Raw genomic sequence first — 14,297 nt, forward strand, 5'->3', positions numbered from 1 at the left:
CTTCCCACCCGGGCTGGTAAACAGATCCAGAGCTTCCGCAGTCCTTGAGCCCGGTCCACGCGAGTAGGGAAGCCGAACATCCCGACGGCGTTGCCCATGTGACCATCTGGGCGACGCCGTCCGGTACACCCCGGCCCGGCGTTACTCCCGTCACCCCTCGAGAAAGGGCCTCCATATGGCCGAGCCGTCCCCACGGCGCGAACCCGCTCTTGTCCGGCACTTTGCCCGGATCACCGACGTCGCGCTCGCCGCTCTCACTTTGGTCTTCTTCGTCGCCGTAGCCCTCGCCACCGGGGTGCATTCCCCCTGGCGGGGCACGATTCCCCTCGGGCTGCTTCTCGGAGCGCTCCTGCTGGTCAGACGTCGCTGGCCGATGACCGTGCTGCTGCTGTCGATCGGCGGGATCTTCGTCTATCACCTCACCGGACATTGGTCTCCCGCTGGTTGGATCTGGCCGGCCGCGGTTGCCTACTTCACCGCCGCCACCACGCCACGGGTGCGCTGGGTGGTCGCCATCGGCCTGGCCCAGCTGCTCTACTCGGCGGTCGACTTCCGCTTGGTCCTGGACCGGAACCCGACCTGGTACGCGTTCCACGTCGCGGGGGAAGGACTGCTCCTGGTGATCCTCATCGCCGCGGGCCTCACCTCCGCCGCCGCGATGCGCTGGCGCGAGCGGCTGCGCGAAACCGACAGCCGTGCTCGCGCCGCCGAGGAACGGCTGCGCGTCTCGCACGAGGTTCACGACGTCATCGCGCACACGCTGGCTGTCGTCGGCGTGCAGCTCAATGTCGCCGCCGACGCTCTGGAGGAGGACCCGGCAGCGGCCGCCGCCGCGCTGCGCCTGGCGAAGGACGTCAGGAACCGAGCGATGGCCGACCTCCGCTCCCTCATCACGGTCCTGCGCGACAACCCCGCTGACACCGCACCCCAGGCGGATCTGGCCTCCTTGGACACTCTCATCGCCGACGCTCGCGCCGCCGGGCTTGAGGTGACCCTCGACGAGCATGGCGACCGCGCGGCCGTCCCCGCCATTACCGCCATCGCCATTCACCGTGTCGTACAGGAGTCCCTCGCCAACACGCTCAAGCACGCAGGGGCGAGCAAAGCCAAGGTGACGATCGGCTACCAGCCTCGCTCGATCACCGTCGAGATCACCGACAACGGCCGCAGCGTCCCAGGCGGCGCCGATGTCACTGAAGGCCATGGTCTGGCCGGCATGCGCGAGCGGGTGAGCGCACTCGGGGGCGCGCTCACCGCAGGACCTGTCCCCGGCGGCGGCTTCGCCGTGCGGGCCGACATCCCTGTGGCAGGCTCGACGGCATGACGATCAAGGTGCTCCTCGCCGACGACCAGGCACTCGTACGGGCCGGCTTCCGCAGCCTGCTGGCCCGCTCCCGGGATATCACGGTCGTCGGCGAAGCCCAGGACGGCGACGAAGCCGTACGGCTGGCCGTGAGCACCCGCCCTGACGTGATCCTCATGGACATCCGCATGCCGGGCACCGATGGGATCACCGCCACACGCCGCATCGTCACCAACCCGACCACTCTGGGCTGTCGCGTCATCATCCTCACCACGTTCGACACCGACGAACACGTCTTCGCCGCCCTGCGCGCCGGAGCCAGCGGCTTCCTCACCAAAGAGGTCGAACCCGCCGAACTCCGCCGGGCGGTCGCCGCCGTCGCCGGCGGAGATGCGCTCCTATCGCCCGGCGTGACCCGGCGCGTCATCGAGCAGTTCGCCCACCGGCAGGACCTCACGCCTAGTGCGGGGCAGCGGCTGTCCGCCCTCACCTCCAGGGAACTGGAGACGGTCAAGCTCGTGGCGCTCGGGCTCTCCAACAACGAGATCGCCGAGCGCCTCGTCATCAGTCCGCTCACTGCCAAGACTCACATCACCAGGGCCATCGCCAAGCTGGACGTGCGCGACAGGGTCCAGCTGGTCATCCTGGCCTACGAGAGCGGCCTGATACGGCCCGGCGCGTGATATCGCTGTGTGACACAGAATATGAATTATCTGTCACATCGACTGGTAGCCGATCGTGTCCGCCCAGCTCGGCATCCGCCAGGCCGGGTGCGACTCGGTAACGTTATGTGTCACATCGGCGTAGGAGGTGCTTGGCTTGTCCGTCGTCGCGTTCCCCGGCCAGCCCGACCCGGCCCCGGTCGGCCCGACGACCGCGACAGCGGTCGACGGCTTCCTCGACTCCCTCACCGCGGCCACGACCCGCGCCGGCTACGCCGAGACCCTCAGGCGCCTGCTCGCCGTCACCGGCACCCCATTCCCGGCCGCCGCCCTCCAACCCGAGCACTACGCCGCGGCGATGGAACGCTGGACGGCGGCCACACCCGCGACGTGGAACCGGCACCTGTCCGCGCTCACGTCCTTCACCACCTGGGCCCAGCGCCAGGAGATCCTCGCCACCGACCCGGCCCGGCGGCTGGAGCGCCGCAAGAGCGCCCGCCGCGGTGACCGCTCCATCCCCCGCGCCCGGCTGGAGACGCTGTTCACCGACACTTCGCATGCCCTGCGAGAGCGCGTGCTCTGGCGGCTGCTGTATGAGACAGCCGCCCGCGCCGAGGAGATCCTCACCCTCAACGTCGAAGACCTCGACCCCGAGTTCCGCCGTGCCCGCGTCACCTCCAAGGGCGGCGCGATCGAGTACGTGCACTGGGCCACCCCCACCGCCCGGCTGCTGCCCCGGCTGCCGGCCGGCCGCACGAGCGGGCCGGTGTTCCTGGCCGACCGGCGCGCTCCCACCTCCGGCCCCAGAGTGCCGGCGGACGGCGACATCGACCCCACCACCCGGCGCGGCCGGCTGTCCTACCCGCGCGCCGAGTACCTGTTCAAGACCGCCTCCGCCACACTCGACCCACACCGCCAAGGCTGGACCCTGCACCAGTTGCGGCACTCGGCGCTCCAACATCTCGCCCAGGCCGGGCGCAGCGCGCCCGAACTGCAAGCCAAGAGCCGCCACCAGCACCTGGCCAGCCTCGGCCACTACGTGCGACTCGGCGAAGAGACCTCCGCCCGCATCACCGCCGAAGCCGACCCCGTCCAGCGTCGCCGTACCCGCTGACGCCCACACCACCCGGTAGACCACCGGGTCACGAGCCGTCCCGCACCAGCAGCACCTGATCATCGTCAGGGTCGGGCTCGACTCGATACCCGGCCTTCACCAGATCGACCCGATACCGCATGAGCTCCGGCGCGGAACCCCGGGCCTCCTCAGTGCAGGCGACCAGGAACGGCGCCCCGTCGCCCCCGCCTTCCACGACGAACCCGTCATGGCGTTCGCTGAACTCCCGCCGTCCCGCTTTGCGCAGCACCGTCCGGATGCCCTCAGCATCCCGATCCCGCACGCTCCATAGCGGCCGTCCGCCCGCGCCGTACCCAAACTCCGGCTCGTCGTCGCTCACGCCTTCACCGTAGCGAATCGACACCACACTCACAGAGCCGTACATCGTCGCAGGTCAGGCAAATCCGTTGGAAATTTCCCCAGGACTACAGCGAGGCCTATGAAGGAGGCGGCCATGGGGATGCCGAGGAGACCGGACGCGGGACCAGCCCGTGGGTAGTGGGCTGGCCAGGTTCGAGTCCATGTACCGGGAGACGTATGGCCAGATCACGGCGTACGCGGCCCGCCGCTGCCACTCGCCGCAGGATGCGGCGGACGTTGTGGCGGAAACCTTTGCCATCGCCTGGCGGCGAATGGGCGAAGTGCCGGATGGCGAGCAGGCCACGCTGTGGCTGTATGGCGTGGCGCGCAAGGTGCTGGCCAACCACTATCGGGTCGAGGGGCGCCGCCAGGCCCTCAGCGTGGAGCTCGACGCCGAAATGGCCGACCTCTACCAGGCCGCGCCCGACAGCGGGGTCGAGCTGGCGGCGATCGCGCAGATCTTCCGCGCCCTTACCGGACACCGATCGGGAGCTGTTGTCCCTGGTCGCGTGGGAGGGACTGGACCGGCAGGAGATCGCCACCGTGCTCGGTATGTCGCGCAACGCCGTACGCATCAGACTCCACCGCGCCTGCAGGCGTTTCGCCCGCGCACTCGTCGAGGCGGACGTGCACTTCACATCGGAAGGCCGGTTGGCCCCCCGCGGAGGGACATCTGTGATGAAGAACATCGACGGCATCGACGAGATCACGCGTGCGCTGGCCCGGGTGGAACCGGGCAAGCCGGGAGGGCGCGCCTCTGATGTGGGGGCGCGGAAGCTGCTGGCCTCAATCGCCGCCGAGCAGCCCGGCCCGTCCGCCGTCCGGCCCCGCTGGCGCCCTGCCCGGCGGCTGGTCTTGGGGCTGGCGGGCGCGGGGCTGCTTGCCGTGGGCATCGTGGTGGGGCCGAGCCTATTGAAGGAGAGCGGCACCCCCTCCTACGCGGTCACCAAGGAACCCGACGGTGTCTCGTACGTCCAGATCCGGGATTTCCGCGACAAGGCGGGGCTGGCGAAGCGGTTGAAGGAACTCAACGTCCCGGCTACCGTCGACTACGCGCCCCCGGGCAAGTGGTGCCAGGAACCGCGCGGAACGCATGTGCAGGACATTCCCCGCGGCCTGTACTCCGTGCCGGAGAACATCCCCGGGGAGGAACACAGCCAGGGCTGGCAGATGCGGATCGACACCAAGCTCTTCAAGCCCGGCCAGACGTTCGTCTGGACGATCAGCGACCACAGCACCAGCACGATCCTTATGAGCGGCCCGGTCGCCCCTTGCGTTCTCGTGCCCGACAGGTCACACGAACCGAAGGCGGGGGTCAAGTCCGACTACCGGCTGGCAACCACGAAGGGTCGCTCACTCGCCGGCTTCCGGGTGGATGAGAAGACCGTCGGCGAGGTCCTGCCCGAGCTCAAGAGGCGCGGGTTGAAGATCGAGTACCTGATCATGGCGGTCGCGCCGGACAACCCGGGCGGCTTCGGCGAGCTTCGCACGCAAACCGAACCCGTCGGCGACAACTGGATCGTCTGGGAGGCGGAGGAGTCCATCCGTAACCCGGAACTGATCCGCCTGCTCGTCACCGACAAGCGCTTCGACAGGAACCCTGTCTACGCTGGTCCACGCGACAACGTCATCAAGGAATAGGTGCTGTCCGGGCAGCCATGACACATGGGCCGGCTGACACACGGGCTACCGCCGGCTCTGCCCTTGACCAGGCTCGGCATGGAAATCGCGCTGGAACTCGAGGCCGTGAGCAAGCGCCCCGGCATCACCGCGGCACCCGGCGGATGCGGATGTGGCGGCGGGGCAGAACGTCCCCGTCGACCACAGCTGCGACAACCGGAGTCGGGTTCAAGCTGTGGGAGACCGCTGAACACCTCGACGTGTGCCTGGTAGCGCGGCCAGGACTGGGCTGATCGGCGACCCGTTGCCGCGGCGGACTGAGCGGTTCCCGCTATGTGCGGGTAGTCGCAACCGTGGCGCCCGCGGGTGTGGTGGGAATGGTGCGGTGGGGGGTCGCCCACGGCCAGCGCCTTGGCGCAGGCGGCTTCCAGCCGTGCGGGTGTGGCGTAGTTGCGGAGCGGGTCGCTCCGCTATAGAGTGCCAAATTGCGGAGCATTTCGCTCCTCATCGGTGAGGACTGCCTCGACCGAGGAGCGGGAGAGCTGAGAGTGCGGTGGAGTCGCCGGCCTCGGCGCGCACCCGTTTCCGCACAATCACGATCGAAGGGGCAATGACCCGTGATCAATGTCGCGATCATCATCGGGAGCACACGTCCAGGGCGCAACGGGGAGGCGGTTGCCCGCTGGGTTCACGATCTCGCGGCGACGCGCGATGATGCCCGGTTCGAACTCGTCGACCTCAAGGACTTTGGCCTGCCGCACCTGGATGAGGCGATGCCGCCCGCGATGGGGCGCTACGACCTTCCCCACACCAGGAAATGGGCCGACAAGATCTCCTCCTTCGACGCCTACGTGTTCGTCACGCCCGAGTACAACCGCTCGACCTCCGGCGCGTTGAAGAACGCCATCGACTTCCTCTACGCCGAATGGCACAACAAGGCGGCCGGGTTCGTCGGCTACGGCAGTCTGGGCGGTGCTCGGGCGGTGGAGCATCTGCGCCTGATCATGGGCGAGCTCAAGGTGGCCGGCGTAAGCTCCCAGGTCGCCCTGTCTCTGGCCACCGACTTCGAGAACTTCAGCGCCCTCAAACCGGCCGCTCACCAAGAGCGCGCGGTCTCCGCCATGCTGGATGAGGTCGTCGCATGGGGCGGTGCGCTGAAGGCGCTGCGCGACGGCACCACGCCCGCCCGGCCGTGATGCCCGCACATGGCCCCGCCTCTGAGCCTGACTGCGGCGTGACCTGCTTATCGCGCGCGGGTGAGAGGGTGGTCGATCTCGTCACGCCGGAGGCGGGCAAGCGCGATGGCCAGTACGGCGACCGTCAGCGGGGCGACGGCTGCCACGAGGAAGACCGGCCGGCTTCCCCAGGCGGCCGCCGCCGGCCCGACCAGCGCCATGGACAGGGGAGCCGCGCTGAGTGAGACGAAAAAGTCGAGGCTGGAGACCCGGCCGAGCATGGCGGGCGGGACGCGACGTTGCAGCAGTGTTCCCCAGATGACGCCCGCGCCGGACGTGAGGGCGCCGCACAGGAAGAGCGCGGCGATCACGACCCACAACTGGTCGGACGCCCCGAGGACGGCGAGCGGAAGACAACCTCCACCCCAAGCCAGGAGCATCACAGACAGGTAGCGCCGGGGAAGGGCCAACGCGGACATCGCGAGCGAGCCGCTCACCCCGCCGAGACCGTAGCAGGCCAGGGCCAGCGCGAACGCCTGCGGCCCGCCCGCCCCCTGATCGCGGATCGCGAACGGCAGCAGGATCTGGATCGGCCCAACGGTGACCAGGACGAGCGTGACGGCGAACGTCGGCGTGGCGACCAGCCACGGCGTCGTGAGCAGATAGGCGAACCCGGCCCGCAGGTCGCCCACCACCGACCGGACAGGGCTGCCCGGCCGCGCCGTACGGTCGCGCGTCTCGGGCTCGCGCACGATAGCGGTGCATGTCGCGGCCAGCAGATGCACGCCGGCGATCCCGGCGAACGCCATGCTCGGCGCGATGACACTGATCAGTGCGCTGGCGGTGCCCGGCCCGGCTGCCTGCATCAGCGTCGGCCTCAGCATGCCCTCGATCCCATTGGCCGCGAGCAGATCGTCTTGCGGGACGACGGAGGGGACGAGCGCGGAGTAGGCGGGATAGAAGAACCCGTCCGCGATCCCGAGCACCACGGCGACCACGATGAGCTGTCCGGGGGTGAGCAGGTCCATGGTGGCGGTGACCGCCACCGAGCCGGCGGCCATCGCCTTGGCGGCCTGGGCGAGCACGATGATGCGCCGCCGGGACGCGCGGTCGGCGACGACGCCTCCCAGCAGGGCGGTCGCGACCAGTCCGACGCCGCCCGCGGTGGCGATCAAGGAGAGTTCGGACGGACCCGCGCCGATCGCGATCACCTGCCACACCACCGCGACCGTCCACATGCCGCTGCCGGCCAGGCTCAGGCCGAGCGCGGTCGCCAGCAGCCGGTACTGGCCCGTCCGGAATGGCCGAAGCGGCCGGGGGAGCCGGGCGCGCCTGGGTGCCGGATCGGTGTCGCCGATGTCGGATGTGCTGGTGGCCATGCCGCCTCCTCTTCTACGGAGCGAATCGCTCCGCGTTGCACCATAGTTGCGGAGCGAATCACTCCGCAACTGTGTAGACTGCCGTCATGACGAGTTCGCGTTCATGGCGCAGCGAGGAGGTCGCCCGAAACGACCGGGCTTTGCTGCGAGCGGCCCGCGAGGTGCTGGCGGTGGACGGCGCGCACGCGTCGGTGGCATCGATCGCGGCCCGAGCCGGAGTCGGGGTCGGGTCGCTGTATCGGCGCTACCGCACGAAGCAGGAGCTGTTCCAGCGGCTGTGCCTGATCGCGCTGCGGGAATACCTCGACGCGGCGACGGAGGGCCTGGCCATGGACGACCCGTGGGAGGGCCTGATGCACTACGCGATGGCGTCGATCCGGTCGGGCCCCGGTTCGCTGGCGCCCGTGGCCGGCACCTTTGAGCTCACCGACGAGATGACCGAACTGGCCGGGCAGGGCGACCGTGCGGTGGCCCGGCTCGTCGAGCGCGCCCACCGGGCCAAGGTGCTCCGCGCCGGAGTGACCCCGGTCGATCTCGAGCTGCTCATCGAACAACTCTCCAAGTCCCCGCTCCAGGAACAGCTGCAGCGGCAGGGACGGACCGGACTGGACGACGCCGCCCGGAACGCGAGAGAACGCGTCATCGCCATCGCGCTCAGCGGCCTCAGGGCCGTTCCCGCGGGGCCGGTGCCCGGCCGGCCTCCCGGATACGAGCTGTTCGCCATGAGATGGGCGCCTCCAGCAGATGGCGCCCAGCCCCCCGAGTGAAGGTCGACAGAAGGAGACACCAGTGAAAGCCGCCGCCTTGTCCTCGTTCGGACCCCCAGAGGTGCTCCGCGCCGTCGAACTGGACGAGCCCCACGCGCAAGCAGGGCAGGTACGTGTGCAGGTCAAGGTCGCCGGGGTCCAACCCTTCGACTGCGGCGTCCGCGAGGGACGCTTCCCCCGCGCGCTCGTGGGCGACTTCCCGATCGTGCCGGGAAACGAGTTCGCCGGCACGATCGACCAGGTCGGTGCGGGCGTCACGAGATTCTCGGTCGGCGACGCCGTCCTCGGGTTCAGCACGCTCGGCGGCTACGCTGAATGGGTCGTGGTACCGTACGACCAGGTCGCGCCGAAGCTGGCCGACATGCCGTGGAAGATCGCCGGCGGGTTCTCCGGGGCCGCCCAGGGTGCCCGCAATGCCCTCAATCAGATGCGCGTGACCATCGGCGACGTCGTCCTGATCAACGGCGCGTCCGGCGGGCTGGGGACGATAGCGGTCCAGCTCGCGAAGGCGATGGGGGCGAGCACCGTGATCGGCACCGCCAGCGAGGCCAACCATGACTACCTGCGATTCCTTGGGGCGGTCCCGGTCGCCTACGGGCCCGGGCTCGTGGAACGGCTTCGCGCCATCGCCCCCAACGGCGTCGACGCCGCTCTTGGATTCGAGGTCGACGGACTCCGCGCGGCACTCGCAATCGCCCACGACCCGGAACGCGTGGTGACCATGGTCTTCTCCGACGAGATCGCCGCCCTCGGCATCCGCGACTGGACCGGCGTCCGCAGCGCCGAAGGTCTCACCGAGATGCTCGCTTACCACGAGAAGGGCCAGATCTCCGTGCACATCAGAGCGGAATACACCCTCGACCACGCCGCAGAAGCACAGCGCGACGTCGGGAGCGGGCACAGCCGTGGCAAGGTCGTGATCAACATCAGCTGAGCGCACACGCCGATCGGGCGCGTGCGCTCAGACACATAATCGGCCAAGTCGATTACTCGACCTGGCTCATAGCCGGTTCGCCGGCGCTGCCGTGGCCTGCTCACGACCGTAGAAGATCTCCGTGTCCGCGACCTGGAACGGCAGCAGGTGCGTCCTGACGGCTATGTCGCCTGGACAGAACGGCCTGCGAGAAGTAACGCCAATCCCGAGGGTGAGCGGATGCTGGCGGCGATGAAGGCGCTGCTCGCCGCGCTGGCCCACCCTCCGCGCAACCACTCGGCGAGCCCACGCGCAAGGACGGCCGGGCCGACTGTAACGCGTGCGTGTTCTGTGTGCTGGAGCAATTTCACCGCAGGCTGAAACGGCGCAGCCTCGAGGAAGGACACGAGACGACCAGTCACCCCGGAACGCCGTCGCTGACCTCGTCGCGGGCCGCGGGCGCCGCGCCTTTCCGCTGGCCGGCGGGCCTGGCGCTGCGTAGGCCGAAGGCGGAGACCGCTGCTCCCAGCAGCACCATGACCACCGGAACGACGAGCGCGGTGCGGTAGGCGTCCAGCACCGCGCCCGGCGAGCCATCGGTGCCGGCCGCGGCGATTCCGTACACCGCGGTCACAGCGGAGATCCCGACCGCCGAGCCGAACTGGGTGAAGGTGTACAGCAGACCGCCGGCCAGGCCCTGCTCCTCCTCCGCCACGCTGTTGGTCGCCGCGATCGTGAGCGGACCGTAGGCGAGGGCGAAGGCGGTGCCCGAGATGATCAGGGTCGGGAACATCGCCGCGTATGACCAGTCCATCTCCACCGTCAGGAAGAGCCCGTAGGCCACGATCGCCAGCAGGAAGCCGCCGAAAATCACCCGGGCGTGGCCGTAGCGGTTCACCAGGCGAGGGGTGAGGATGGGAGCCAGCACGGCGTCGCAGCCCATGGCGATCAGCGCGATCGCGGTCTGCAGGGAGGACCAGCCGCGCAGTTCCTGCAGGTAGAGCGTGACGATGAACTGGAAGCCGAAGAACGCGCCCAGAAAGAGCAGCGCGGCGAGGTTGGCCCGGACCATCGCGGCCTTGCGGAAGATCCCCAGCCGGACGAGCGGCGTTTTGGCGCGCCATTCGATCACGATGAACATCGCCACTAGCGCCAGCCCGGCGGCGAACGCGCCGATGGTCAGCCCGAGCCCTTCGCCGCGGTGCTCGAGCCGGACGATGCCGTAGGCGAGTAGCAGCATCGCAGCGGCGGCGCTGGCCGCGCCTGCCAGGTCGTAGCCGCGATGCGCGGGCTCAGGGCGGGCCTCGGCGGGCAGGAGCCTGAGCGCCGCGAGCAGGATGGCGCCGGCCAAGAACACCGGGGCGAAGAACACCCAGCGCCAGCCGAGTTCGGTCAGCAGCCCGCCGATGACGAGGCCCAGCGAGAAGCCGCCGGCGCCGACGCCGGCGAAGACCAGCAGGGCCTTATTGCGCTGCGGCCCCTCCGGATACGAGGTCGTGATGATCGACATGGCGGCGGGGGTCATGAAGGCCGCTGCCACACCGGTGACGAAGCGGGCCACGACCAGCATCCACCCGTCGGTCGCGAAGCCGCCCAGCATGGAGAAGACCAGGAAGACGCCCAGCCAGGTGAGGAACATCCGTCGCCTGCCCAGCAGATCGGCGGCACGGCCGCCGAGCAGGGTGAAACCGGCGTAGCCGAGCACGTAGCCGCTCATCACCCACGCCGCGGTGCCGGTGGTCAGGCCGAGGTCGGCGCGGATGGTGGGGATGGCAACGGCCAACATGGCGACGTCGCTGCCCTCGAGGAAGATGGTGCCACACAGGACGAGCAGCAGGGCCCAGGCTCGTCCGCTCATGCGGGCCGCGGGAACGGTGGACACGGATGCGCTCTCAGCCGTTGAGTCGGTTGGTCACGTCCGGTTCATCAGCAACGGACGCTGTCCGTCGGGCAAGCTGTACGAGCCCAGCCGCATCGCCCGTGTCCGCGCGTCGAACCATCCATCCCAAGGCCTTCACGATCAACATGGCCGCGACCGTACCAAGCAGCCGACGACCCGGACCACACCTTTTATCTGTACCCGCAGGTTCGCGCGGATGGTCGCCGCAGAGAGATGAAGAACAAGCTTCGACGCGCTGGCCTCCTTCCAGCGCCAGCCATCTTCACGCCACTATCGGTAATCACCGGAACACACTAGATGAGCATCCGGGTCTCTGGGTGCTGCTAATTCTCGCCAACATTCCAGAACCGATCAGCCCCCGAGTGCTGTCCAAACTCACCGATAAACGCTGCTGCTACTCATCAGCAGAATCAGCTGGAAAGAGACGGGCTCGGACCAGGGCAGTCTCTGCAGGCCGGTCAGGCCGCGTCCCAGGCCCCGTGCAGCATCGCCGCCATCTCGTCGTCGCTCGCGGCACCGTCGATCAGCCGACGCCCGTCGATGACGAACGAGGGAACTCCGAGACACCCACCTTTGAGGCCCAGGCCTCGTCCACCAGTACGTGCTCGGAGTAGGCGCCCCCCGACCACCCGGCACCCTGACGGATCACCAGCCCGGCCGGTACGCGGCTATGGGGCTGGCATCGGGCTTGTCCTCCATTGGTCGAGGTGGGCGTCGATGAACTCGCCTATCGACGTGGGCTCACGGCCGATGATCTGCTTCACGGCCGGTGAGAGCTCGCCGAAGCCGCCGTGTCGGACGCGGCGGTAGAGGTCGTCGAGAATGTCGGCTGTCCAGGGGTCGAGGCCGTGGAGGGTCTCCTGCGGGGGCGGATCCTCGGCGCGGATCCGGTGACCGAGGCGCGCGGAGAGCTCCTGCGCAACGGACGCGACCGGAACCGGCTCCGGGCCGGTGATCGTGTGCGCCTGCTCGTGATGCTCCTCCGGCGCGCTCAGGGCGGCCACGGCGACGTCGGCGATGTCGCGTGCGTCCACCCACGCGATCGGGGCACCGCCCGAGGGCAGGCTCAGGACGTGGTCGTCCCGTATGGCGTCGCGGTAGAACCGAGGGTCGGTCAGGACCTGGTGGAACCAGGACGGACGGAGCAGTGTCCAGGAAGCGGCCCGGGTGACGACCGCGTCCTCGACCCGGCGCGCCCAGTGGTCCGGGGAGAGGGTTTCGGCTCCCTGCTCGGACAGGAGGACGACATGCGCGTCCGGGTTCACCTCGATCAGGCCGGCGACGAGCTCGGGGGCGGCGGGGAGGTCGGGGCGCATCAGGTAGATCGCGTCCGCGGCTGAGCCCGCCTCGCGCCAGGTCGCCTGGTCGTGCCAGTCGAACAGGACCGGTTCGATCCCGGTGGCCGGCGTCCTGACGGGCTGCGACGACCCGGCGCGGACGAGGAGCCCGGAGCGGCGTAGTCGGGCAGTCACCTCGCGTCCTGTTTTACCTCGGGCTCCGGTCACCAGCACCGTGCGGGTCATGCCTGCTCCCGGAGTCGGACGACGGCCTTACCGATCGTGGGGGCTCCGCTGTGCAGCAGGCCGAGCAGGGCTTCGGGCACCCGCTCGATGCCGTCCAGCACCGTCTGCCGGTGGACGATCTCACCCGAGCGCACCCAGGAACCCACTTCAGCGCGGAAGGCGGGCATCTGGTCCTGGTGGTCGGTGACCAGGAAGCCGCGCACAGTCGCCCGCTTGGTGACCAACTGGTACAGATTCCGCAGGCCGTGTGGTTCCCGGCCGTCGTACTGGCTGGCCATCCCGCACAGGGCAAGCCGGGCGCCGACCCGGAGATGGTCGATCGCGGCCTCCAGCTGGGCGCCGCCGACGTTGTCGAACACGACGTCGATGCCGTCCGGCGCGGCGTGTGCAAGGTGCTCACCGACAGCACCGTCGTGGTAGTCGAAGGCGGTGTCGAAACCTAGGTCGTCCACCAGATGACGCACCTTGGCGGACGATCCAGCGCTGCCGATCACGCGCTTGGCTCCCCGCAGCCTGGCGATCTGACCGGCGATGCTCCCGACCGCGCCGGCCGCTCCCGTGACGAACACCGTGTCGCCGGATCGCACCGACGCCATCTGGGTGATGCCCAGCCATGCGGTCAGACCCGTCACACCGAGCACACCGAGATAGGTTTCGGCGGGCAGATGGTCGGTATCGATCGGGACGACCCCGGCCGCATCGATCACGGTGGCCTCGCGCAGCCCCAGGAAGTGCTCGACCACCTGGCCCGGCTTGACGCCGTCCGCGCGGGACTCGACGACCACGCCGACCGCTCCCCCCTCCAGCGGCGCGTTCAGCGGGAACGGAGGGATGTAGGACGGGCGGTCGTCCATCCGGCCACGCATGTACGGGTCCACCGACAGGTGTGTGTTACGAACCAGGACCTGGCCGGGCCGCAACTCGGGGATCTGGGCTTCGACCAGCGCGAAGTCGTCGGCTGACGCCTGCGCCGGCGGCCGTCGTGTCAGGTGCCACTCCCGGGCCCGTCCCTTGCTCATCGGACCACTCCTTCCCTAGATGCTTGATGCACTCAAGCATCTATGCTGACACACATACTTGAGTGCATCAAGTTCATTGGTAGACTGGCCCCATGGCCGTACCCTCGGGGCCCGTCACCGCCTCGACCGATGCCGAGCGGGCGATGTTCGACTTCGTCGACGCCTACGACCGCGCATACGAAAGCGCCGCCCTGGAGCACGGGCTGAGCGTGGCTCAGGCCTGTGTGCTCGGGCGGCTCACCCGGCAGATCGGGATGCGAGAACTGGCCGACGAACTCGGCTGCGACGCGTCCAATATCACCCAGATCATCAGCAGGCTCGAGGCGCGCGATCTCGTCCGCCGCCGCCCTCACCCCGACGACGGCCGCTCCCGGCAGATCGTCCGGACCCCCAACGGGGCCATCCTCTACGCCGCCTTCGAGGAGTCCTTCGAGTTCGCCCGGTCCGCCATCGCCAATCTGAGCGCCCGCGAACAGGACCAGCTGGCCACCCTGCTCCGCAAGGCTCTCAACGGAATACGGGAACCGAACAGCTGACTCCTCGAGGCGCGGTAAGCGGTCCG

The 14,297-nt window shown here is 69.2% G+C and carries 13 protein-coding genes and 2 pseudogenes; 10 read left to right on the forward strand and 5 right to left on the reverse strand.

The genetic code is table 11. The annotated features are described in order from the left end of the window. Nucleotides 1-175: 175 nt before the first annotated feature. The 3 genes from HD596_RS43365 to HD596_RS43375 all read left to right on the forward strand — a co-directional run bounded on the left by HD596_RS43365 (nucleotide 176) and on the right by HD596_RS43375 (nucleotide 3,079). Nucleotides 176-1,324, forward strand: a complete 1,149-nt coding sequence (locus tag HD596_RS43365) for a sensor histidine kinase (protein ID WP_185075205.1) — start codon at nucleotides 176-178, stop codon at nucleotides 1,322-1,324. Then, a complete protein-coding gene (locus tag HD596_RS43370; protein WP_185075206.1) occupies nucleotides 1,321-1,986 on the forward strand; it encodes a response regulator transcription factor in 666 nt (221 codons plus the stop codon). The genes HD596_RS43365 and HD596_RS43370 overlap by 4 nt, the downstream gene beginning before the upstream one ends. Before the next feature lie 136 nt (nucleotides 1,987-2,122). Then, the gene (locus HD596_RS43375) at nucleotides 2,123-3,079 is read left to right on the forward strand and encodes a tyrosine-type recombinase/integrase (RefSeq protein ID WP_246555292.1); all 957 of its coding nucleotides are present in this window, start codon (nucleotides 2,123-2,125) and stop codon (nucleotides 3,077-3,079) included. Nucleotides 3,080-3,107: 28 nt separating this feature from the next. Here HD596_RS43375 and HD596_RS43380 read toward each other — a convergent pair whose 3' ends face one another. Continuing rightward, the gene (locus HD596_RS43380) at nucleotides 3,108-3,419 is read right to left on the reverse strand and encodes a hypothetical protein (protein WP_185075207.1); all 312 of its coding nucleotides are present in this window, start codon (nucleotides 3,417-3,419) and stop codon (nucleotides 3,108-3,110) included. 181 nt (nucleotides 3,420-3,600) lie between these two features. Here HD596_RS43380 and HD596_RS62745 point away from each other — a divergent pair. From HD596_RS62745 to HD596_RS43390, 4 genes and pseudogenes are all read left to right on the forward strand, one after another. Next, nucleotides 3,601-3,744 (forward strand): annotated as a pseudogene (locus HD596_RS62745) (sigma factor); the annotation flags it as partial. 10 nt (nucleotides 3,745-3,754) lie between these two features. Then, a pseudogene (locus tag HD596_RS62750) lies at nucleotides 3,755-3,979 on the forward strand (hypothetical protein); the annotation flags it as partial. Nucleotides 3,980-4,117: 138 nt separating this feature from the next. Continuing rightward, on the forward strand, nucleotides 4,118-5,080 hold the full coding sequence (locus tag HD596_RS43385; protein ID WP_246558556.1) for a hypothetical protein: 963 nt from the start codon (nucleotides 4,118-4,120) through the stop codon (nucleotides 5,078-5,080). Between the two features lie 596 nt (nucleotides 5,081-5,676). Continuing rightward, entirely contained in the window at nucleotides 5,677-6,255 is a 579-nt protein-coding gene (locus HD596_RS43390; protein ID WP_185075208.1) for an NADPH-dependent FMN reductase, read from the forward strand. A gap of 47 nt (nucleotides 6,256-6,302) precedes the next feature. Here the strand turns inward: HD596_RS43390 and HD596_RS43395 are convergent, their stop codons facing one another. Continuing rightward, nucleotides 6,303-7,613, reverse strand: a complete 1,311-nt coding sequence (locus HD596_RS43395) for an MFS transporter (protein ID WP_185075209.1) — start codon at nucleotides 7,611-7,613, stop codon at nucleotides 6,303-6,305. Nucleotides 7,614-7,699: 86 nt separating this feature from the next. Between HD596_RS43395 and HD596_RS43400 the strand changes: the two genes are divergently transcribed. Continuing rightward, nucleotides 7,700-8,380: a TetR/AcrR family transcriptional regulator gene (locus HD596_RS43400; RefSeq protein ID WP_185075210.1), complete on the forward strand. Its 681-nt coding sequence runs from the start codon at nucleotides 7,700-7,702 to the stop codon at nucleotides 8,378-8,380. 22 nt (nucleotides 8,381-8,402) lie between these two features. Beyond that, nucleotides 8,403-9,314: an NADP-dependent oxidoreductase gene (locus tag HD596_RS43405; RefSeq protein ID WP_185075211.1), complete on the forward strand. Its 912-nt coding sequence runs from the start codon at nucleotides 8,403-8,405 to the stop codon at nucleotides 9,312-9,314. Between the two features lie 397 nt (nucleotides 9,315-9,711). Here HD596_RS43405 and HD596_RS43410 read toward each other — a convergent pair whose 3' ends face one another. The 3 genes from HD596_RS43410 to HD596_RS43420 all read right to left on the reverse strand — a co-directional run bounded on the left by HD596_RS43410 (nucleotide 9,712) and on the right by HD596_RS43420 (nucleotide 13,735). Further along, nucleotides 9,712-11,151 carry an MFS transporter gene (locus HD596_RS43410; protein ID WP_185075212.1) on the reverse strand — a complete coding sequence of 480 codons (1,440 nt, stop codon included), beginning with the start codon at nucleotides 11,149-11,151 and terminating at the stop codon, nucleotides 9,712-9,714. Nucleotides 11,152-11,861: 710 nt separating this feature from the next. Further along, nucleotides 11,862-12,716 carry an NAD(P)H-binding protein gene (locus HD596_RS43415; RefSeq protein WP_246555294.1) on the reverse strand — a complete coding sequence of 285 codons (855 nt, stop codon included), beginning with the start codon at nucleotides 12,714-12,716 and terminating at the stop codon, nucleotides 11,862-11,864. Beyond that, the gene (locus HD596_RS43420) at nucleotides 12,713-13,735 is read right to left on the reverse strand and encodes an NADP-dependent oxidoreductase (protein ID WP_185075214.1); all 1,023 of its coding nucleotides are present in this window, start codon (nucleotides 13,733-13,735) and stop codon (nucleotides 12,713-12,715) included. Before HD596_RS43420 ends, HD596_RS43415 begins: the two co-directional genes overlap by 4 nt. Nucleotides 13,736-13,827: 92 nt before the next feature. Here HD596_RS43420 and HD596_RS43425 point away from each other — a divergent pair, with 92 nt between their 5' ends. After that, entirely contained in the window at nucleotides 13,828-14,271 is a 444-nt protein-coding gene (locus tag HD596_RS43425; protein ID WP_185075215.1) for a MarR family winged helix-turn-helix transcriptional regulator, read from the forward strand. Nucleotides 14,272-14,297: the final 26 nt, after the last annotated feature.

It is taken from the genome of Nonomuraea jabiensis, from assembly GCF_014204795.1.
Lineage (GTDB): Bacteria > Actinomycetota > Actinomycetes > Streptosporangiales > Streptosporangiaceae > Nonomuraea > Nonomuraea jabiensis.

Coding starts and splice junctions, on each gene's coding strand:
- HD596_RS43365 (WP_185075205.1), top strand. CDS start 176: ATGGCCGAGCCGTCCCCACGGCGCGAACCCGCTCTTGTCCGGCACTTT.
- HD596_RS43410 (WP_185075212.1), bottom strand. CDS start 11,151: ATGAGCGGACGAGCCTGGGCCCTGCTGCTCGTCCTGTGTGGCACCATC.
- HD596_RS43385 (WP_246558556.1), top strand. CDS start 4,118: ATGAAGAACATCGACGGCATCGACGAGATCACGCGTGCGCTGGCCCGG.
- HD596_RS43415 (WP_246555294.1), bottom strand. CDS start 12,716: ATGACCCGCACGGTGCTGGTGACCGGAGCCCGAGGTAAAACAGGACGC.
- HD596_RS43425 (WP_185075215.1), top strand. CDS start 13,828: ATGGCCGTACCCTCGGGGCCCGTCACCGCCTCGACCGATGCCGAGCGG.
- HD596_RS43395 (WP_185075209.1), bottom strand. CDS start 7,613: ATGGCCACCAGCACATCCGACATCGGCGACACCGATCCGGCACCCAGG.
- HD596_RS43370 (WP_185075206.1), top strand. CDS start 1,321: ATGACGATCAAGGTGCTCCTCGCCGACGACCAGGCACTCGTACGGGCC.
- HD596_RS43400 (WP_185075210.1), top strand. CDS start 7,700: ATGACGAGTTCGCGTTCATGGCGCAGCGAGGAGGTCGCCCGAAACGAC.
- HD596_RS43420 (WP_185075214.1), bottom strand. CDS start 13,735: ATGAGCAAGGGACGGGCCCGGGAGTGGCACCTGACACGACGGCCGCCG.